Origin of the sequence: Kiloniella spongiae, from assembly GCF_001026905.1 — a bacterium.
In the GTDB taxonomy this organism is placed as follows: domain Bacteria; phylum Pseudomonadota; class Alphaproteobacteria; order Kiloniellales; family Kiloniellaceae; genus Kiloniella; species Kiloniella spongiae.
The window spans coordinates 1-20,925 of sequence record NZ_LAQL01000014.1 but is presented as its reverse complement, the minus strand read 5'-3'; the positions used below and the strand labels follow the sequence as shown (position 1 = coordinate 20,925).

Sequence of the window (20,925 nt, the reverse complement as noted above, 5' to 3'; positions counted from 1 at the left end):
GGTCGGAGGTTCGAATCCTCTCTCCCCGACCAATTATTCCTTACGGAATAATTGACAACAAAGACTGCTTTCGAGCGGTCTTTGTCATTTCTGGCCACAAGTTTCTATTCAACAAAGCCTGTATACTTTCCCCAATAAGTTCCAACAAAATCATTGTAACATTACAATCTCGGACATTTCATTCTTTTGCTATACGGCACGCTCTATCCAGATTAGGCTTTTACTCAATTCTTAAGTACTCTCTTGGAGCCTGATATGTCTCTTGATCTATTGCTGTTGTTTATACCCGCAGCCTTCGCAATCAATGTTTTGCCCGGTCCCAATAACATGCTAGCCATGACAAACGGCCTACGTTATGGATTATTCGATGCTATGAAAGGTGGATTAGGGCGTCTGGTTGCCTTTATTATCCTTATAGCCCTTACTGCTACAGGCTTAGGCGCGATTCTGGCAGCATCAACGACAGCCTTTTATATCCTCAAAATTGGAGGTGCAATATATCTGGTCTATCTTGGCATCCGCTTGTGGCGCTCAAAAACTGAAGATGTCGAAGATCTTGGGGAACCACGTAGATCAACGATCACAACCTACGCTATTGTGCGACAAGAATTTCTGGTTGCAATCAGCAATCCCAAAGCAATTTTGGTGTTTACAGCTTTTTTCCCTCAATTCATTGATACAGACTTACCAATGTTGCCGCAACTTGCAACAATGGGTGTAACCTTCGTCCTACTAGAAATTATCGCCCTCTTCCTCTATGCCATTTCGGGTAAGCAACTTGCTTTCCTGACTAGGACACAAAAGGGGCAAAGGATGATGAACCGGACCAGTGGATCGTTTCTCATTACGGCTGGCGGTCTTCTAGCCACAACCAGTAAATAAAACTCTCTATGGAAACCCTAGAAAATGCAGGATAGTCAGGCATTTTTCTTATTTGGAACAATTTATTTTCACATATCAGGGAATAAAATATAGCGCTGAAGTGTCTTTTATCTACACGGATATTCTTGAATCTATGAATTAAGGAAATAAAGACAATGAAAACAGCGTTAAAAATGATCCTGATTACAGCTGCCCTCATAACCACTGCACCTTTTGCTGCCTCAGCAGAAAATTTGGGTGGTATCGTCACCTCAGGCGAAACAGCTCTCGGCACAGTCCTCGTCAATGACTCGGGGATGACGCTTTATTCCTTCGATAAGGATTCAGATGGAAAATCGGCTTGTAATGGTGGTTGTGCTAAAGCTTGGCCCCCACTTCTGGCTTCTTCTTCCGTTGCTGAAACAGGAAATTACACAAAAATCACACGTGATGATGGCAACCAACAATGGGCATATAAAGGAATGCCGCTTTATGGCTGGGTTCAAGATAAAAAACCCGGAGATGTCACTGGTGATAAATTCAAAGGTGTCTGGCACGTCGTAAAACCTTAAGACACAACACCACTAGCCAAAGGTATAAACCTCAATGGACGAGTTTCTTGATCAGTTGACTAAGTCTATCCCTTTTCTCAGGCGATATGCTTACGCATTGGTGAGAGACTCGTCCAAGGCCGATGATTTGGTTCAAGACTGTCTGGAAAGAGGCCTAGCAAAACGAAGCCAGTGGAAAGGCGAAGGAAGCTTAAAATCTTGGTTATACAGGATCTTAAGTAACATTCATATTAATCACTATCGACAAAGCAAAACCAATCCGATTCATTCACCAGCAGAACTAACCGAAAGAACATCAATGGGCCTGGACACAGATATGACCTCACATCAACTGGACCATCTGTACTTACGGGATCTAGACAAAGCGATCACCCGACTGCCTGATGACCAGAAACAGGTTCTTCTGCTGGTTGCTTTAGAAGGTCTAAGTTACTCGGAAGTATCAGCCATTACACAAGTCCCACTTGGCACTGTAATGTCGCGTCTATCACGAGCCAGAGAAGCCTTACGAAAATCCACAACACCATCTCCCCCAACAAAGGAACAGCATATCAGGCCCCAGATCAAACCAAATATCAGGAGAGTAAAATGAGCAAGAATAGATTTACCGGCTCAGAGCTTCTCCACGCCTATGTTGACGGAGAACTAAATCCAGAAGAGAAACTCCGTGTAGAACAGTGGCTTGAAACCCATCCGGATGACGCCCAAATGGTCGTTGAGTGGCAAAAACAGAACCAAGGTCTAAACGATCTTTTTGCCTCAAAAATTGACGAACCAATCCCGCAACATATCTCGACCAACAACGAACTTCATCATACACCTCCCAAAAGTCGCTCAGCCTCATCGTTCGGCTCTCAAATTGCGGCCTCTTTCCTGATACTATCCATCGGTATTGCAGGTGGTTGGTTCGGACAAGATTATTTCAATGGCTCAATCACAGACCCAACTGTCATCACAGCAACAACACAAAACTTTGCCCAACCAGCTATGGAAGCACATTGGGTATACACACCAGAAATTCGCCACCCTGTCGAAGTTGGGAAAAGCGAACAAATCCACCTAGCCAAGTGGCTCTCTTACAGACTTGAAGCACCTCTTTCGATCCCAGATTTAACGACACTAGGATTTGATTTGATGGGCGGGCGCCTCTTACCTTCGGGAACAGGGCCTGCCGCGCAGTTCATGTATGAAAGTAAAGAGGGCAGTCGCATTACCATCTATCTCACCAAATCGCTCAACAACGACAAAGAAGAGACGGCGTTTCAGTTCAATCAAACCGGATCAACGCGGGCGTTTTATTGGTACAGTGACGCCTTGGGTTATGCCGTGATTGGGGATATTGAGCGGAATGAACTGTTAAAAATCGTAAATAATGTCTATCAGCAGCTTTGAGCGTAAAAATAACGTCTCTTTTTAAGAGTTCCCTAGGGACTTATTGATCAAGACTGTTATAGTAATGAAAAAGCTATTGAAATTTACTGGGCTTCTTCTCAAGTAAGAAGTTCTGTATTTCAGATATTACGCACAATGTTTATACACGTTCATAAGGAAGTGTCTCAATGACCGATTATCGTTCTGCCTTGGTCTATGTAATGGTTCTTACATCTGCAGCTGACAGCGACATGACTGATTCAGAGCTATCAACGATTGGTGAAATCGTAAAATTCCTGCCTGTTTTCAAAGGCTATAATCCTGAAGATCTTCCTATGGATTCACGTGAGTGTGCTAATCTTCTCGAAGGCGAAGACGGCATTGATCGCGTTCTGGATAAGGTTGTTGCAGCTTTGCCGGAACACCTCAGAGAAACAGCTTATGCGCTTGCTCTGGAAGTTGTTGCCGCTGATGGTGTTGCCAGCCAGGAAGAGTTACGTCTTTTGGAGATTTTACGTCACACTCTTGATATCGAACGACTTTCTGCCGCTGCAATTGAGCGTGGAGTTCGCGCCCGTTATATGCACGCTTAAATTCTAGATTTCCTGGATCGATAAAAAGAGAGGTTATGGCCTCTCTTTTTTTGTCCCAAAAAGAAAACTTTTTGCCATGTTAGAGATTGATCATCTTTTTGTTTTTGTCGCTCCCCCCAAAGAAGGTGACACACCTGCCGAAGCGATTCTTCTCCAAGAGGCTGGCTTTGTGGAGAGTTACCGACGTAATCATCCCGGCCAAGGCACCACAAACATCTGCTACTGCTTTGATAATGCCTATCTCGAATTGTTATGGGTAAACGATATTGCAGACATCACAAGTCCAGTGACAAGAGGTACAAAGCTGTTTGAACGGTCACAATGGCAAGAAACCAATACATCTCCGTTTGGCATTGCTCTCCGCCCAGAAATACCCTTTGAAACATGGGATTATCGCCCCTCTTTCTTGCCAACAGGCATGTCTATTCCCATTACAAAAACAAGCATTGATGCCCACCAACCATTTATTTTCACATCCCCCGGTGGGCAGAGACCTGATCATTGGCGAGAACCAAAGTCCCTACAACAGAAAGCACCTATTGGCGCTCACACCATCTCATCTGTTTCCTTGGATATTCCTAGGGGTTCTCCACAAAACAATGATTTAGGCACCCTTGAAAAACAAGGGTTACTACATTTGAATAAAGGCTCAAATGCTCACAAGATGATCCTATCACTTGCAGATAAAAACGGCCAAGTAACTCATCATCTAAACCTTCCAAATTGTCGCGTCACGGAAGCCCTTTGACAGACACATCAGCGACACTGCGATTTCTGCTATTGATACCCATCGAAATCCTTATATAAGTCCTATAGAGAGCTCTCGTTTTTGGCAGGCACAGCATGATATCTGACACACGACAACAAGATCGTCCCATTGCCCTTTGGCTTTTGTTATGCTGCGGAATGATTCTGGCAATGGCCGTAATCGGCGCCATAACTCGGCTAACAGAATCAGGTTTGTCAATCATGGTATGGGAACCCTTCAAGGGTATTCTCCCCCCCATGAACAAAGGCGAATGGGAGCGTATGTTTGATATCTACAAACAAATTCCCGAATACCAGCAAGAAAATCTGGGCATGAGCCTCGAAGAATTCAAAAGTATTTTCTGGTGGGAGTTCATCCATCGTCTTTGGGGGCGCGCCATTGGCATTGTTTTTCTACTGCCCTTTGTATGGTTTCTGATCAGAGGGAAAATCAGAAAATCACTCATTCCCCATTTAATTCTGATGTTTATTCTTGGCGGACTACAGGGTGGTTTGGGATGGTACATGGTGGCCAGCGGCTTTGCGGACAGAACAGATGTCAGCCAGTACCGATTAACCGCACACCTGTTAATGGCCTTTGCCATCTACGCCTATATCTTCTGGGTCGCTATCGGCTTGTTGCTTCCGCTTCCAAGCAGGAATTCCGCCCTTTCAAGTACCAAGCTGCATATTCCACTTTGCCTTATTCCCATACTCGTCACCATAACAATTGCTTCCGGTGGTCTCGTTGCCGGCCTCAATGCTGGTATGATTTACAATACCTTCCCATTAATGGACGGAGACATCATTCCCGACGCCTATCATGCTCTGGAACCATGGTATCTAAATATTTTTGAGAATGTCGCAGCCGTACAGTTTAATCACCGAGCTTTGGCAATCACCACTTTCATCCTTACCTTGGCTATATGGGTGTGGTCTGTCATCTTGCGACGTTCTTCAAATCTCGCGTTTGCCCTTAACCTCCTGCTTTTGAGTTCCGTCGGTCAGGTTATGTTGGGCATCAGCACCCTTTTGCTGGTTGTCCCTATCTCATTAGCTGCGATGCACCAAGCTGGCGGTCTCTTGTATCTTACCGCCAGTCTCTATGCGCTCTATGTTGTCCGCCGGGATAAAAACCCTGCTCTCTATTAAGGTTTATTGGATATGTCAGATTATAAATTTCAGGTTCATGATATGGACATCCCCGATGAACCACTTGCTATCTCTGTTTTGACTGGCTTTCTCGGTAGCGGCAAAACCACTCTGTTAAAAGAATTGTTGCAACATCCGGACATGGATGAAACAGCCGTCATCGTGAACGAGTTCGGTGAAATCGGGCTAGATCACCTATTGGTGGAAAGCTCCACAGAAGATATCATCCTGATGAACAGTGGTTGCCTTTGTTGTACCGTACGCGGAGATTTGGTAGAAACAATCAGAAAGCTCTATAAGCAACGTTTGATGCAGGAAATTCCAGCATTCAAGCGCATTGTTATTGAGACAACCGGCCTTGCTGATCCTGCCCCAATACTACAAACATTGATGGCTGATCCCTTTTTAAGCGATCGCTTCAGACTGGATGGTGTTATATCCACTGTAGATGCCATTAATGGCACAGAAACACTGAATAATCACCAGGAATCAATTAAGCAAGCCGCCGTTGCCGATCGCTTGCTTCTGACAAAAACAGATCTTTCTGAAGGCGACGATTTTAGCAATCTTCTCGCACGGCTCAAAGAGCTGAACCCCACGGCCAGTATTCTCAAAGTTGCAAAGGGACAAATTGGTCCTGCACAGCTTTTTAACGCTGGCCTTTATAATCCCGAGACAAAATCGCTGGATGTACAAAACTGGCTCAAAGCCGAAGCTTTTGAAGATAGTCATCAACACGAACATGATGACGGGCATCACCATCACCACGATCATGGACACGATCATAGCCATGATCCCAACAGACACGATGACAAAGTACATGCTTTTTGCCTGACACACGACAAACCACTCGACTGGGATCAGCTAAATTCCTGGGTTGATATGCTAATTACACTTTACGGCAGTAACCTCCTTCGTATCAAAGGCATGCTTAACATCGAAGGAGACCAAAACCCGATAGTCATTCACGGCGTACAACACGTCTTTCACCCGCCCGTGATGTTAGAAGGTTGGCCAGACGATGATCGACGATCAAAAATTGTTTTTATCGTCAAAGATCTGAAACAGGAAATGTTCGAAGATACTTTCAAGGCTTTCATGGAACAGAATGAAGACTTGGTATAGGTTGATAATGCGGGTTTAACTTGCCACAGTTTTAAGGCGGTCAGTTCCCTCACGGGTACACCATTTGAGGAAATCTTCGGCAGGCATAGGTTTGGCAAAGTAATATCCTTGTGCCTCTTCACAACCACGTTCTTTGAGGAACAGCATGTGGGATTTTTCTTCTACTCCCTCGGCAAGAACTTTGGTACCCATCGCATGCGCCATGGAAATAATCGCCGCAGTGATTGCCGCGTCATCTTGATTTTGATCCAGCTTTAGCACGAACGATTTATCAATCTTCAGCTTATTAACCGGGAACCGTTTCAGGTAAGAGAGCGAAGAGTAGCCGGTTCCAAAATCATCAATGGCCAAATGGACCCCAAGTTCTGCAAGGCTGTTCAAGATACGATCAGCTTCTCTAAAGTCCGCCATAATCGCCGTCTCAGTAATTTCCAGCTCTAAGGATCCCGGGCTAACTTGTGTGAACTCTAGGACTTCTGCAACTTTATGGACAAAATCAGCCTGTCTAAATGAAATTGCGGACAAATTAATCGCAACACGAATGCCAGGTAAAAGAGTTTGCCACTCTCTCGCCTGCGTACAGGCAGTAGTCATAACCCAATCAGTAATAGGGTCAATCAAACCTGTTTTTTCCGCAATGGGAATAAAGCGATCCGGACTAACCATTCCTTCGCTACTATGCCAACGGATCAAGGCCTCTGCCCCAATCAAACGGCCAGTTTGAAGTTCGATCTGGGGTTGGTAGTAAAGTTCAAACTCATCCTTGTCCAACGCAGCCCGCAACAAGTGTTCTATCCGGCTGCTTTCTTCAAGGTTCTTCTTTAAACAGCTATCAAAGAATGTATAAGTCGATCGCCCTTTAAGTTTCGCCTGATAGAGCGCCATCTCTGCATGCCCCAAAAGCTCGGTCGCCGTTGTTCCGTGCTCGGGTGCAATTGCAATACCGACACTACATCCGGAATAAACCTCTTTATCACTCAGGAAAAAAGCTTTGCCCATACGCATAAGAAGTCGTTGAGCACAATATTCTGCATCAACCTTCTCTTCGATTGGCAACATGAGCGCAAATTCATCCCCACCTAATCGGGCCAATTGTGCACCTGGTATCAACTCTTCTTTGAGCAACCCTGCGATTTGACGCAAAAGTTGATCCCCGGTTTCGTGCCCAAAGATGTCATTCAGATCTTTAAAGTGATCCAGATCCATAACAAGAACTGCGCAGTGCCTGTACGATCCGCTCTTTTCCTTAGTGCCTTCAACTCCATTCTCACTTTGAAGGGATGGGTCCTGATCAACAGAATGAACAAACTGCATACGATTACCCAGCCCCGTCAAGGCATCGTGATAGGTCATATGCTCCACAGTTTCCTGTGCTTTAATACGCGCTTTAATTTCCTGTGATAATTCCTGCGTCCGCTCTGCGACCTTACGTTTCAATACGCCTTGAATACGAAGAAGCTCTTCTTGCCTGAGCAAAAGATCGTTAATGTCCTTAGCTTCAATTAAATAACCACTACGCCCTCCATGACGGAACTTGGATACGAACATCTCGACACGAAGTTCTCCACCTTTCAGACCGATCAACTTCAGAGGAAAAGCCTGGGTTTCAGCAGATAGAAGACTGAAATCTTTTTTAAAGACAGATTTATAATCCGAATGTACAAATTCAGAAAAAACCTTGCCGAGAACTTCTTCCTCCTTCTCACCTTCGAGCAACTTCAACCCGGCGGGATTCATATAGTTGATCCCATTGTCATCACAGATACAAAGAAACGAGAGTGCAGCATCCTTTAAGATGCGCTGAGACATTTCACTTTCGACTAAAGCCGCTGCGTTTCTTTTGGCAAGAGAGAAGTCTTTACCATAGAGAATAATGGTATCCTGCGCTGCCTCAACGACGGAATCAGCATAAAACATGATTTCATGCTGGCTATTATCCAAGCCAACTATTTTTAATGGAAAGTCCGTTTTTCCGCTTTCAAGCAACCCTAGCCAAATATCGTTGAAAACATCGTGATATTCAACATCGACCAGATTAATTACGGGTAAAGCTGCATCTATAGCACCAGCGTCATAGCCAAGCATGCGGCATCCCGCAGCATTGCAAAAAACAACTTTTTTATCCCGCACTAAAAGAGTCAGGTCGGGTAGTGCATTAAGGATTTGTCTAATATCTGTATTCAAACTCTACTTATGGCTATCACAGAAAAAGCCACCCATTCCATTATACTTTCAATCGTCATTAGGGGGCAGTTTTCGAGACTTAGAAAATTCTCTGCTCAACCTACTTCACTAAGTTACCAAAATGACTCTTACTGGAATGTAAAGATCGAGGGTATTTCCTGACTTTTTTACAATAAAAATTACGTTGCTTTATTCAGTATGATTATTAGGTCCACGGTCTCTGAAATACTTGATCAGGAAATTGATCGCAACAATTGGTAAAACGATCCCCGCGCCCAAAAGAATATAATGCCCGCCCCAATCGATAAGCTCAGATGCAGAATCCACAACCTTTTGAAAATTATCAACAATCCAATTCAGAAGTCCTAATGCATCCGTGTTAAAAGCCGCAAGAACAACTCCTACAACAAAACAAAGCAGAACAATCTGAATAATGCGGCCAACCATGTTATTCCCCATACAATTCTTCATCCTGTTCAGAATTTAGAACTGTAAACAAGTTTAATAAAAATACGATAAATCAGCTATTTTCTAGAACCCGCACGCCCGCAGAGCAAGGACAATCAACAAAACTCACATCAACTTAGGTCAAAGAGATGATTATGATTCTCACCTCAAAACAAAAGAGCGTCGCTCCCTCATAGAGAGAACGACGCTCTTAAATTCTATAGCTATAAAAATCGATTATTTACGATTCCCCAACAGCTTCCATATCGTCGGAAGTAAAAGAGAAGCCAAAATCAATTTAACAGCATCGCCCAGAAGAAACGGCATCATACCCCATTCAAGCAGAGGCTTATCCCAGCCAACAACAGAACCAAGCCAAGCAAGACCAAATGCATAAATCACCGCATTGCCAAGAACCATTGCAATTGCTGTTGAAAAATAATTACGGTCCCATCCCTTTTCGGCTAGCCAGCCAAGCAAAACTGCCGCAAAGAAGAAACCAAGCAGGTAGCCACCTGTAGTTCCCATCATATAGGCAAAGCCAAGTCCTTTTTCAGGTGTACCAGAAAAGACAGGAAGCCCCATAGCACCTTCAAAAAGGTAAAGCATGATCGTCAAACCACCAAGACGCCACCCATAGGCCATGCCGATCATAAAGACCACTGTGGTCTGCATGGTCATTGGAACGGGATAAAAAGGAATATGAATCTTAGCCGACGCCCAAAGAGCGAGGGACCCGACAAGTACCATCAACACCTTTGTAAAAAGGTTGGAAGACGAACCAACGAGCTGCTGGCCAAGAGTCGGGTGAGCGGTTTGTACCGAGAGCATCAATATGCCTCCTGCAAAATAATCATCTATTTATCGAATACACAAATTAAAGAATCGATAACCTCGTTTGGACTCTAACAAGCTACCTATGCATAAGAAAGCCGCAATTATGCAGGTACGGATTGGACAAATGTGAGCAATGACACGTTAGATTTCATTTTATTCAGCCCCATCTCTTTATTCCACTACCGAGAATGCAGTTCTTTTCTTTTGTCCATAGATCTTAGGGAAATTGCAGATTGGGGTAATCAGTAATAATACCATCCACGCCCATTTCGATTAACTGCGTAAAGCTTTCCGGATCATTTACCGTCCAGGGAATAACTTTCAGATCTTCTTGATGAGCTTCGTTCACCAATTCAGATGTAAGTTCCCGATAGAAAGGTGACCAAACACTTCCGCCAGCAGATTTGACCATCTTGGGGATACTACCCTTATAGTCATCAACATCAAAACCAGCTGTCCAATCACTGGTTCCATCTTGCCCCATAGCAATGTTATCCAGCCATTTTTGTTGAGCTGTCAAATAAACCGTTGGGATTTCAGGTGCCTCTTGCTGAACAATCTGTAGTGTTCGCCAATCAAATGACTGGATCGAGACACGATCCTGCATATTGTGTTTTCTAATAACCACAAGAAGGGCCTCGACGAAATCATCCGGTTCGACTGTCGCCCTTGGGAGCTCTGGGTTTATTTTGGTTTCAATATTGAAGCGAACAGTCTTATTGCCCGATTTTTCCACCAGAGCAAAAAGATCAGCTAGCTTTGGAACTATCTGAAATTCTTCAGACCTTTGCTGAGGAAATCGTTCTGCATATTTAGTATCTGGCTTTAATTTTCCCACATTAAATTGCGCGAGTTGCTCATAATTCATTGTCTTTAAAACAAGGAATTTATCCTGAACCCACTTACCATTGGAATCTCTGGCGATACTTGGGTTCAAATAAGCATCGTGATGAATAACAACAACGCCATCTTTGGTGACCCCTGTATCAAGTTCAAGTGTAGTTACACCGAGTTCCAGTGCCTTGGAGAAACCAGCCAAAGTATTTTCAGGTGCCAATCCACGTGCACCACGGTGTCCTTGCAGGTTAAAATTTTCTTTAACACCAAGATCAGAAAGATTAAGAGAAGCGGCCTCTGCTGTTAGCCCAAGACCTGCCACCATAAAGAATACCGCAGCACTAATTGTTGCTTTCCCCCAAAACATCAGTTTCCTCCCACAGGCTGTCCAATTGGCTTATTGTCATCAAAATTGAGAACGAGCACCTGACGCGTCAAAGGCGCAACTTTCATCGATCCTAAATTTCTGGGATCAATCCAGATCGCCTGTTCAATTTCTGCTTGCGGGCCGACAGAAACGTCACTTTTGATATAAAAAACATCAGCTTCAACAGATGCATGTTCTTCATTTGCAGCCGGGGCTGTAAACTTCCCCAGAAAACGACACTCAGCTCGATCAAATGTAAAACCAAGCTCTTCATTGAGTTCACGCTCTAGAGCAACCAAAGGCTCTTCCCCTGGCTCAATTTTACCGCCAGCCTGCATGAAAAAAGACGTGCCCCGCTTTCGAACCAAAAGCATTTTTCCATGATTGTTACCAATCACAGCTGCCGCAATCCTGATCACTTCTGACGTTTCATTGTTATTTTCTTGGGAACTCATCAAAGAACTTTCTTCTGAATTAAATAATTAAGTTGCTAGTGATCGTTTAAGACTTGGCTGCAAAAAGAATAGTTTTGGAGCGGGTGAGGAGAATCGAACTCCCGTATGCAGCTTGGGAAGCTGCCGTTCTACCATTGAACTACACCCGCAATTGTCAAAAATTAGAGTAGTACATATTGAACCTTTAGTCCTATCGTCTAGTCAGGAATATAACAAGTTATTATCATTTCAAGTTATTCACCCAACATAAAACCCTCGTGATCGGAGATGCTTGAGGCTGACAAAGGCGCTTTTGATCTATACCTTTGCGATAACTTAACAAAACAAGAAGCAATCAGCTAACTGCTGGTTTCATCGAAGAGGTATCTATGGGGATCAAACAGACTTTCACTTCCGCTGTTCTTTTTACAGGGCTTGCTCTCAACTTCGCGACACCACAAAGTGTTATCGCTCAAGATCAAACCACGGCTAATCAAGATTGGTCAAAAATTGAAACCAAAGCCCAAGGGCAAACTGTTTACTGGAATGCCTGGGGAGGCAGTGAACTTATTAATGAATACATTGCCTGGGTTGGGAAGCGGGTATCGGAAGATAACAAGATTACCCTTAAACACGTCAAAGTTACAGACACAGCTGATGTTGTCAGCCGGGTTCTTGCCGAAAAAACGGCAGATAAAAAAACAGAAGGATCAGTAGATCTTGTCTGGATTAACGGTGAAAACTTTGCCTCAATGAAAAAGAACGGGCTCCTGTTTGGCCCCTTCACCGAAAACCTTCCCAATTATCGTTTTGTTGATGTTGAAAACAAAGCCACGACAACAACAGACTTCACAATACCGGTTGATGGTTTGGAAGCACCTTGGGGAATGGCAAAATTTAACTTCATTTATGACAGCGCCCGTGTGGACAAAACCCCTAATTCTACAGCCGAGCTATTGACTTGGACCAAGAACAACTCTGGACGTTTCACCTATCCATCCCCCCCGGACTACTTGGGGTCTACTTTTTTAAAGCAAGTGCTTGTTGAATCTGTTAAAGACCCGAAAGTACTGCGACAGGAAGTAACGGAAGAAACTGAGTTCAAAAAAACGACATCGGCTTTATGGAGCTATCTTGATCAATTGCACCCAACACTCTGGCGCGATGGCAAGCAATTTCCAGTAAGCAGTTCAGCCCAACAACAATTGCTGGATGACGGTGAAGTGGATATCCACCTCTCTTTCAATCCCGGGGCCGCCTCTTCTCTTATCAAGTCAGGAGAACTGGCCCCAAGCGTTCGAACCTTTGTTTTTGATAAAGGAACAATTGGGAACACACATTTCATTGCCATTCCCTACAACTCATCCAGCAAAGAAGCTGCCATGGTTGTTGCAAATTTCCTGATGAGCCCGGAAGCACAGGCACGAAAACAAGATCCGCAATACTGGGGTGATGACACTGTATTATCCATCGCCAAGCTATCCCCCGAAGATCAAAAAATATTTGCTGATATTGAATTGGGCGTTGCAACGCTGTCCCCTCAAGATTTGGGGCCAACCCTGTTGGAACCTCACCCAAACTGGATGGAGCGTATCGAAAAAGAATGGCTAAGACGTTACGGACAATAAAACTGTATCACCAGTAAACGGATACGATAGTATCAAGCCATGACAAAGCCTTTCAGCTCAATTCTCAGCATACTTTTCAGTTTGCGCGCTGTCCCTGTGCTGACACTCATGGTTTTCCTGTTGCCCGTTCTTGCTGGTCTCCTCAGCACTATTTTACCCGCCTTTGGATACTTGCCCGTCATCGGGCAGGTATCTTTCAGCACTACAGCCTGGGCACAACTTTTTGCACACCCAGCGTTACCTGACGCCCTTCTCACCTCAATAACTAGCGGGATAATAGCAACATTTCTCTCTCTGATTTTATCACTATCCTTTGTTGCTGCATGGCAAGGAACAAACAACTTTAGGAAAGTGCGTCGATTATTAGCACCAATTCTGGCAATTCCACATTCAGCGCTCGCCATTGGGCTGGCTTTCCTGATTGCTCCAAGTGGCTGGATTGCGAGAACCTTCTCGCCCTGGATGACAGATTGGGATCGCCCGCCAGACGTTGCAATTGTTCATGACGAATGGGGGCTGTCCCTCATTCTTGGGCTGATGATAAAAGAAACCCCATATCTTCTATTGATGATATTGGCCGCACTGGATCAATCACAGGCAAAGCAGCGTCTCAAACTAGCAAAAACCCTGGGATATCATCCGGTTTCAGCATGGATAAAAGGTGTATTACCTGTTATTTACAAACAAATACGCCTTCCCATCTATGCTGTTCTTGCTTTTTCTTTGTCCGTTGTCGACATTGCCCTTATCCTCGGCCCCACAACACCGCCAACATTATCAATATTGGTCCTGCGATGGTTCAATGATCCCGATTTGAGCTATCGAATAATCGCAGCAGCAGGGGCCTTGCTCCAACTCTTTGTTGTCGGTGCTGTGATTTTCATCTGGTGGGTTACAGAAAAAATAGTATCTCGGTTAAGTAGAAATTGGTTAACAAACGGCAAACGGTCATTAGCTGAAAGCCTTGTTCGAACACTCTCCAAGATATCATTAAACAGTATTTTTACTTTGTTTTTTGGTAGCTTGCTCGTCATCGCCCTTTGGTCATTCACTCGGCGATGGCGATATCCAGATTTTTTACCATCCGTCTGGAGCACTCAAAGCTGGGATCGCAACATACACAATCTGTTATGGAGTAGTTCTTCAACTTTGATAATTGGCCTTATCAGCTCTTTTATCGCAGTTATGCTCGTGGTCGCCTGTCTTGAAAACGAAAAGCGCCGGGGAAAATCGGCCGGATCAGGTGCTTTATGGCTTGTTTACTTACCCCTTATGATCCCGCAGGTTTCTTTTCTCTTTGGCGTGCAGGTCTTGACAATAAAGGCAAAGATTGATGCCAGTTGGCTTGCAATGATCTGGAGCCACCTTCTCTTTGTTCTACCTTATGTATTTTTATCCCTGACAGATCCTTATCGACAGCATGATGATCGCTATATCAAGGTTGCCCTTTCAATGGGGGTAAGCCCTGCCCGTGCTTTTTGGCGCATAAGACTGCCAATGTTACTCCGACCATTGTTGTTTGCACTCGCAATCGGGTTTGCTGTTTCTGTGGCTCAATATCTGCCAACCCTCTTTGTCGGTGGTGGCAGATTCTCTACACTGACCACCGAGGCCGTTAATCTTTCGGCAAGCGGTAACAGACGCATAATAGCTGTTTACGCCTTACTTCAGGCTCTTTTGCCCTTGTTATGTTTTGCAGCCGCACTCGCTTTGCCGAATATTATTTTCCGTAATCGCCGTGCTTTGAAAGGACATTAAGTTACATAATGAATAATAAAACCTTTCAACAGGATTTAACTAGCTCTGAATACTCTTCCCTTCACTTAACGGAACTAAAGCTATCCTTACGTGGAGAACCTCTCTTTACAAATTTGTCTCTCGATATTTCCCCGGGAGAAATAGTAACACTTATGGGGCCAAGTGGCTGTGGAAAATCAAGCCTTCTAGCGGCAATCAGCGGGACACTTGAAAGCGATTTTTCTTTTGAAGGCCAAATTCTTCTGGATACTTTAGACCTAATAAAACTACCGCCGGAACAACGGCATATCGGTATGCTTTTTCAAGAAGATCTTCTATTCCCTCATATGTCCATCAATGAAAACCTGGGTTTTGGAATTCCAGCCCATATAAAGGATAAAAAAGAAAGAACAGCTTTAATCACTCAAGCGCTTAACGACGCCGGGCTAGCAGAGTTCGGAGACCGAGACCCCGCAACTTTATCGGGCGGACAGCGCGCGCGAATTGCCGTTTTGCGAACACTCCTTTCACAACCTCGCGCCCTCTTGCTCGATGAACCTTTTTCCAAACTTGATGCCGAATTGCGCGCCCGTTTCCGTAATTTTGTCTTCAGGCACGCCCGGGCAAATAATTTGCCAACGCTTTTGGTGACCCATGATCCAGATGATGCAAAATCAACAGGTGGAAAAGTCATTCAAATGTCCGATTTATAAAACCAGATTTCCGAAAACATTATTCCATTATTTTGATGAATAATGGACAGAGGGGATTGCTTTCTGTTGATATATTTATATTAACAGTCGTCTCACAAAGTGATATTAGATTTTTTAGTAACAAAATATCGTCTTGATTTTGCCCTCGTGGCAGAAACGAGATAAAAGCTGTCACGTTTTGGGATAGCTTAGGAGCCAGCGTTCATGTATAGCCAGACAACCCGGTCTATAACGGTAACAGTAACACCGACTTTTCTTGAAGATCAGTCGTCACCTACTGATGACCATTATGTCTGGGCGTATCAGGTTCAGATAGAGAATACAGGCGATGAAACCGTCACCCTGAAGAATCGCTATTGGCGTATTACAGATTCCATGGGACGTATTCAAGAAGTCAGAGGTGCAGGTGTGGTTGGCGAACAACCTCTCTTGAAACCTGGTGAAAGTTTCGAATACACAAGCGGGACGCCCCTTTCTACTGCCTCGGGGATAATGTGTGGTAGTTATGAAATGGAAGACCCTAGCGGGGAACTGTACGACGTACTGGTTCCTCCCTTTTCACTGGACAGCCCTTACGAAATAGCGCGTCCAAACTAGTACAACCCTTCTTGCGGAATATGTGCCCGGAAGAAGCTTTAAGGATTACAGTCCGTGAGTGACAAAGATAGCAAAGTCATCCGCCCTTCACGCGATGAAGCTTTGGCAGCTGTTGAAACCCTTCTACGCTGGGCCGGCGACGACCCGACTCGCGAAGGCCTGCTGGGCACACCAGATCGTGTGGTACGCAGTTACGAAGAATTCTTTGCTGGCTATAATGTAGAGCCAAGAGAGCTTCTTGAACGCACCTTTGAGGAAGTCGAAGGATACGACGAGATTGTACTTCTCAGAGATATCCGTTTTGAATCTCACTGTGAACACCATATGGCACCAATTATTGGTAAGGCCCACGTAGCTTATCTGCCGAACAATCGTGTTGTCGGTATCAGCAAGCTTGCCCGCGTTATTGAAGCCTATGCAAAGCGATTGCAGATCCAAGAAAAGATGACGGCGCAAGTTGCTAACGCCATTAACGAGGTCCTTCAGCCCAAAGGTGTAGCTGTTGTTATCGAAGCTGCACACCAATGCATGACCACACGTGGTGTCCACAAATCGGGGGTAACAATGGTGACAAGCCGTATGCTTGGCCTATTTCGGACAAACCCATCAACAAGACGTGAATTCCTGTCTTTGATTGGAAATCCTTCTTCATCAGCATCTTAAGCTAGACAAAAATACAAAGCCCCCATTAATCCGCAATGCGGATAGGGGGCTTTTGCATACCAATAGACTTAATTTTCTGATACTCTCCCTGCACTTTCGCCCTTACACTTGCTCGTCACTTTGACCAAACGTAAGATCTCTTAGGCGCCATTCAGGCACCCCGATGAACTTCCTCGAGAACTTTCTTAGTGGTCTTTCATTGGTAAAATAAACGTTATTCGGCCAAAAGGTTTGAAGATGATCAAGTTCCGTCCCGTCGTCTTCGTTACAGGAATACTGCTTTCGATTATGGCCATTGCCATGATTATCCCTGCCATCGTCGATGCTGCTGCAGGGCATCCGGACTGGCGCGTTTTCGCGACATCTTCAGCCCTCAGCCTTTCTATTGGTATATCCATGGTTCTAGCGACCAACGCAACCTGGACCGCTTTTAGCCTGCGTGAAGCCTTTGTGATTACCAACCTTGCCTGGTTGACAATCGCCATAGCCGGGGCCATTCCGCTAGCGTTTTCGGAATTGGAACTCAGTATCACCGATGCTTTTTTTGAATCCATGTCGGGAATCACAACAACAGGATCAACCATCATTGTCGGGTTAGATGAAACACCCCCGGGTATCCTTCTCTGGCGAGGTATTCTTCAATGGCTTGGCGGTATTGGTATTATTGTGATGGCTGTTGCCATTCTCCCGATACTGCAAGTCGGTGGTATGCAGATGTTCCGGGTTGAGGCATTCGAAGCAGATAAAGTACTCCCCAAAGCAGCACAAATTGCTGCCGCTATTGCTATCTTTTACGTCTTTATCACAATCGGCGCAGCCATCGTGTTATCTCTATTGGGGATGAGTGGTTTTGACGCTGTTGTCCACGCAATGACCTCAATCGCAACTGGTGGGTTTTCTACCTACGATGCATCAATAGGTCATTTCCAAGACCCCAAAATTCACTGGGCAATTAGTGCTTTTATGGTGTTGGGATCCATCCCCTTTATTCTTTATCTCCGTGTTATTCGCGGGGATTTCAAATCCCTTATTAAAGATAGCCAGGTAAAAACATTCCTGATCATTCTCGGACTTTCAATTGCGCTTATTACCTACTGGCTCATCGCTGATAATGGTTACTCTTTTGCCACAGCCTTGCGGTTATCAGCTTTTAACGTAATTTCCCTAATGACAGGTAGCGGATTTACAACCGCGGACTACGGTATGTGGGGTGGCTTTGCCCTCGCCCTGCTATTTATTTTGATGTTTGTCGGCGGCTGTGCAGGATCAACAACCTGCGGCATCAAAATATTCCGCCTACAGGTGCTTTATTCCACGGCTGAGGCACAGCTAAACCGCCTGATTCAGCCCAACGGTATTTTCTTTCCAACCTATAACGGTAATCCTATACCGGAAAATGTATCAGACTCAGTGATGAGTTTCTTCTTCCTCTTTGCTGTCAGCTTTGTCTTGCTCGCTGTTGGACTAGGTTTTTCTGGGTTAGATTTCATTACCGCCGTCTCGGGCGCGGCAACAGCAATCGCAAATGTTGGCCCCGGACTGGGTGAAACTATTGGCCCGGCCGGAAATTTCCAACCTTTACCGGATAGTGCCAAATGGCTCATGTCAGCAGGGATGCTTCTTGGCCGGCTGGAACTCTTCACCATTATGGTAATGATTCTCCCACGTTTCTGGCGCGGTTAGATCAAAGACTAGATGAGAGTTTTAAGAAAATGGATTGCTTTAACTTGAAAGCAATCCATTTTCGATTGCGTATCGTGTGAGGCCTGCAGTAGAGTTGATATCCAATTTTCTCTTGATGTTCTTGCGGTGCGTTTCAACAGTACGCACGCTAATATCCAGTTCTAAAGCAACATGCTTGTTACTTTTGCCTTCTGCCAGCAACAACAGGATTGTTTGTTCGCGTGTTGTTAAAGGCCCTTCCACATCATTATCCTGATAAGACATAAGGATTTTAGACACGCCCGAGCTGAAATAGGTTCCCCCCAAGTGAACAGCTTCAATTGCGGCTACTACTTCTTGAGAGGGGACGTCCTTCAACACATACCCGCGTGCACCATAACGCAAAGCACTTGAAATATATTCGCGATTATTATGCATGCTCAAGATTAAGAGTTTTATCTCAGGATATTTTTCAGCGAATATTTCTGTTGCGTCCAGTCCGTTCAATTCAGGCATGTTGATATCCATTAAGACAACATCAGGTCTTAGTTCTTCGGCTTTAGCCAACGCTTCAGCTCCTGTCGTTGCCTCGCCGATCACTTCAATATTGTCATAGAGCTCAAGACAAGATCTTAAACCATCACGAACCAAAGGATGATCATCGCTAAGCAACACAGATATTACTGTTTTTTCATTCGTCATGATTTTATCTCAGCCTCTGTACGCAGAATACCTTTTGGAAGTGTTGCAATAATCTTTGTCCCCGATGGGGAAGACGTGATGTCCAGCTCCCCGCCGTGATGCTCCATACGCTCTTGCATATTTCGTAACCCAATTCCTGCGAGAGGATCTTTTTTCGCATTAAGCCCCTGAATATCAAAGCCGGAACCATTGTCAGAAATTTCCAATGTAACAATGCCCTGATGCGCAGCTAATATAATATTGACATGATCTGCATTCGCATGGCGTTCAATGTTCGTCAATGCTTCCTGCGCAACCCGAAACAACGTTGTCTTTGCGTCTTTCGGCAGCAAATTTCTAAAGGTTACGGTACTGATTTTAATCTTTATACCCGTCCGCTCGGAAAACTCGTGCCCCAAACTTTCCAAGGCTGGGGATAACCCCAAATCATCAAGTAGGCTTGGCCTAAGATCCCGAGAAATGCGTCGAACTTCGCTAATTGCAATATTCAGCGCGTTGGCCCCTTTTTCAATGGCCCCTGCCACACCTTCGGTATCTTCTGTGATGCGTTGGGCTTTTTTCAGGGCAATCTCATGTGCATATTTTATAGAAACAAGAATTTGACTGATGCCATCATGAAGCTCACGCGCCACTCGGCCTCTTTCTTCTTCTTGCGTTTCAATAATACGTTGTGTCAGGTCTTTTAACTTTCCATCAGCAACCCGACGTTCATGCAGATTAATCGCAATCCCGGTGACAAAAACCCCACCAAGTGCCGTAAAGGTAATCACCAGAATAATTAAAGACGTCTGCCTGATGCGCTCTTCAACTTCCAGCTCAAATTCAGCTACCTGAGCAATTACATCGTCAATATACAGCCCCGTTCCCAACATCCAGTTCCACTTGTCGAGTGCCACGGCATAACTGATTTTATCCCTGATCTCTCCGCTCGAAGGTTTTGCCCAGAGATAACGATGAAAACCTCCCCCCTCTTGAGCCCGGAAGATCAGATTCTGAATAACAAAATTACCTGTCGTGTCTTTAAGTTCCCACCAGTTCTTCCCAATCAAATCGGATTGTTTGGGATGAACCAGATTCGTTCCTTCAAAGTCATAAACAAAGAAGTAACCGTCTTCCCCGTAGGTTAATGTCTTCAGAATTTCCTTCACCTGCTCCTTAGCATATTGATCATTTCCAGCGGCTGGTTCATAGATATGCCTTATGGATGTTTGTGCCAAGCTCAGGTAATTCAATAACTCCAACTTCTTGGCATTGAGCATATTCCGTTCAAATGCAGCAATTTCTTCGTTTGATAGACTCTGCGTTTGATAGGTTACCAAAATGGATATGGCCGAGATTGCCAATATTAAGGGAACGGTTGCAAGCAAGAGCACTTTCTGCTTTAAATTCATAAGCTTATTTCCGTTCACCCAGAGATATTTACGGGATTTTTAGATTAGAATCTGACTATAGCATGCTACTTTTTGCTTTTCTCTCAGTATTAGTTGGTATTTCCGTCCACCCACAAATCGTGATTAACTACCAACTGCTGCGAATTTAAATGCTGGACTGTTGCTGATAGACAGTCTTCAACATTCTAGGCATAGACCAAAGCCGCCATAGAAGCGGTGTCATAATAAAAATGAGAGATCTTAAAAAATTAAGATTATTCATTCTAACTGGAGGCAATTTTAATGAATCGTAGAAAGTTTTTAAC

Annotated in this window: 21 protein-coding genes and 1 tRNA gene; 14 read left to right on the top strand and 8 right to left on the bottom strand. The window is 44.6% G+C overall.

Features of this window, described 5'->3' with window-relative positions; genetic code table 11:
* Window positions 1-255: 255 nt before the first annotated feature.
* The 8 genes from WH96_RS17305 to WH96_RS17270 all read left to right on the top strand — a co-directional run bounded on the left by WH96_RS17305 (window position 256) and on the right by WH96_RS17270 (window position 6,421).
* Window positions 256-882, top strand: coding sequence for a LysE family translocator (locus WH96_RS17305; protein ID WP_047765485.1), 627 nt, complete (start codon window positions 256-258; stop codon window positions 880-882).
* A gap of 155 nt (window positions 883-1,037) precedes the next feature.
* Complete coding sequence (locus WH96_RS17300; protein ID WP_047765484.1) at window positions 1,038-1,433, top strand: COG4315 family predicted lipoprotein; 396 nt, start codon at window positions 1,038-1,040, stop codon at window positions 1,431-1,433.
* A gap of 34 nt (window positions 1,434-1,467) precedes the next feature.
* Window positions 1,468-2,025, top strand: a complete 558-nt coding sequence (locus WH96_RS17295; protein ID WP_047765483.1) for an RNA polymerase sigma factor — start codon at window positions 1,468-1,470, stop codon at window positions 2,023-2,025.
* Entirely contained in the window at window positions 2,022-2,825 is an 804-nt protein-coding gene (locus WH96_RS17290; RefSeq protein WP_047765482.1) for an anti-sigma factor family protein, read from the top strand. The genes WH96_RS17295 and WH96_RS17290 overlap by 4 nt, the downstream gene beginning before the upstream one ends.
* Before the next feature lie 167 nt (window positions 2,826-2,992).
* Complete coding sequence (locus WH96_RS17285; protein ID WP_047765481.1) at window positions 2,993-3,397, top strand: tellurite resistance TerB family protein; 405 nt, start codon at window positions 2,993-2,995, stop codon at window positions 3,395-3,397.
* A 76-nt stretch (window positions 3,398-3,473) separates the two neighbouring features.
* Window positions 3,474-4,145: a VOC family protein gene (locus tag WH96_RS17280; protein ID WP_053006094.1), complete on the top strand. Its 672-nt coding sequence runs from the start codon at window positions 3,474-3,476 to the stop codon at window positions 4,143-4,145.
* Window positions 4,146-4,240: 95 nt separating this feature from the next.
* Window positions 4,241-5,296 (top strand): COX15/CtaA family protein, encoded by a 1,056-nt coding sequence (locus WH96_RS17275; protein ID WP_047765480.1) that lies wholly within the window; start codon window positions 4,241-4,243, stop codon window positions 5,294-5,296.
* A 12-nt stretch (window positions 5,297-5,308) separates the two neighbouring features.
* Window positions 5,309-6,421: a CobW family GTP-binding protein gene (locus tag WH96_RS17270; protein ID WP_082130558.1), complete on the top strand. Its 1,113-nt coding sequence runs from the start codon at window positions 5,309-5,311 to the stop codon at window positions 6,419-6,421.
* A 15-nt stretch (window positions 6,422-6,436) separates the two neighbouring features.
* Here the strand turns inward: WH96_RS17270 and WH96_RS17265 are convergent, their stop codons facing one another.
* The 6 genes from WH96_RS17265 to WH96_RS17240 all read right to left on the bottom strand — a co-directional run bounded on the left by WH96_RS17265 (window position 6,437) and on the right by WH96_RS17240 (window position 11,697).
* Complete coding sequence (locus WH96_RS17265) at window positions 6,437-8,605, bottom strand: sensor domain-containing protein (RefSeq protein WP_082130557.1); 2,169 nt, start codon at window positions 8,603-8,605, stop codon at window positions 6,437-6,439.
* A 189-nt stretch (window positions 8,606-8,794) separates the two neighbouring features.
* Window positions 8,795-9,064 (bottom strand): hypothetical protein, encoded by a 270-nt coding sequence (locus tag WH96_RS17260; protein WP_156176846.1) that lies wholly within the window; start codon window positions 9,062-9,064, stop codon window positions 8,795-8,797.
* Between the two features lie 225 nt (window positions 9,065-9,289).
* Window positions 9,290-9,883 (bottom strand): biotin transporter BioY, encoded by a 594-nt coding sequence (locus WH96_RS17255; protein WP_047765478.1) that lies wholly within the window; start codon window positions 9,881-9,883, stop codon window positions 9,290-9,292.
* Between the two features lie 223 nt (window positions 9,884-10,106).
* Window positions 10,107-11,093: a glycerophosphodiester phosphodiesterase gene (locus tag WH96_RS17250; protein WP_053006091.1), complete on the bottom strand. Its 987-nt coding sequence runs from the start codon at window positions 11,091-11,093 to the stop codon at window positions 10,107-10,109.
* Window positions 11,093-11,548, bottom strand: coding sequence for an NUDIX hydrolase (locus tag WH96_RS17245; RefSeq protein WP_047765477.1), 456 nt, complete (start codon window positions 11,546-11,548; stop codon window positions 11,093-11,095). Before WH96_RS17245 ends, WH96_RS17250 begins: the two co-directional genes overlap by 1 nt.
* 75 nt (window positions 11,549-11,623) lie before the next feature.
* A tRNA-Gly gene (locus WH96_RS17240) sits at window positions 11,624-11,697 on the bottom strand.
* Between the two features lie 219 nt (window positions 11,698-11,916).
* Here WH96_RS17240 and WH96_RS17235 point away from each other — a divergent pair.
* The 6 genes from WH96_RS17235 to WH96_RS17210 all read left to right on the top strand — a co-directional run bounded on the left by WH96_RS17235 (window position 11,917) and on the right by WH96_RS17210 (window position 18,548).
* A complete protein-coding gene (locus WH96_RS17235; protein WP_082130556.1) occupies window positions 11,917-13,155 on the top strand; it encodes an ABC transporter substrate-binding protein in 1,239 nt (412 codons plus the stop codon).
* Between the two features lie 39 nt (window positions 13,156-13,194).
* The gene (locus WH96_RS17230) at window positions 13,195-14,913 is read left to right on the top strand and encodes an ABC transporter permease (RefSeq protein WP_047765476.1); all 1,719 of its coding nucleotides are present in this window, start codon (window positions 13,195-13,197) and stop codon (window positions 14,911-14,913) included.
* Between the two features lie 8 nt (window positions 14,914-14,921).
* The gene (locus WH96_RS17225) at window positions 14,922-15,605 is read left to right on the top strand and encodes an ATP-binding cassette domain-containing protein (RefSeq protein WP_047765475.1); all 684 of its coding nucleotides are present in this window, start codon (window positions 14,922-14,924) and stop codon (window positions 15,603-15,605) included.
* A gap of 204 nt (window positions 15,606-15,809) precedes the next feature.
* Window positions 15,810-16,202, top strand: coding sequence for a Co2+/Mg2+ efflux protein ApaG (apaG, locus tag WH96_RS17220; protein ID WP_047765474.1), 393 nt, complete (start codon window positions 15,810-15,812; stop codon window positions 16,200-16,202).
* Window positions 16,203-16,256: 54 nt separating this feature from the next.
* Window positions 16,257-16,865, top strand: a complete 609-nt coding sequence (folE, locus tag WH96_RS17215; RefSeq protein ID WP_047765473.1) for a GTP cyclohydrolase I FolE — start codon at window positions 16,257-16,259, stop codon at window positions 16,863-16,865.
* Between the two features lie 237 nt (window positions 16,866-17,102).
* A complete protein-coding gene (locus tag WH96_RS17210; protein WP_047765472.1) occupies window positions 17,103-18,548 on the top strand; it encodes a TrkH family potassium uptake protein in 1,446 nt (481 codons plus the stop codon).
* A 39-nt stretch (window positions 18,549-18,587) separates the two neighbouring features.
* Here WH96_RS17210 and mctR read toward each other — a convergent pair whose 3' ends face one another.
* Both mctR and WH96_RS17200 read right to left on the bottom strand, forming a co-directional pair.
* Window positions 18,588-19,229, bottom strand: a complete 642-nt coding sequence (mctR, locus tag WH96_RS17205; protein ID WP_047765471.1) for a two-component system response regulator MctR — start codon at window positions 19,227-19,229, stop codon at window positions 18,588-18,590.
* Complete coding sequence (locus WH96_RS17200) at window positions 19,226-20,620, bottom strand: cache domain-containing protein (RefSeq protein WP_047765470.1); 1,395 nt, start codon at window positions 20,618-20,620, stop codon at window positions 19,226-19,228. Before WH96_RS17200 ends, mctR begins: the two co-directional genes overlap by 4 nt.
* Between the last annotated feature and the right edge of the window lie 305 nt (window positions 20,621-20,925).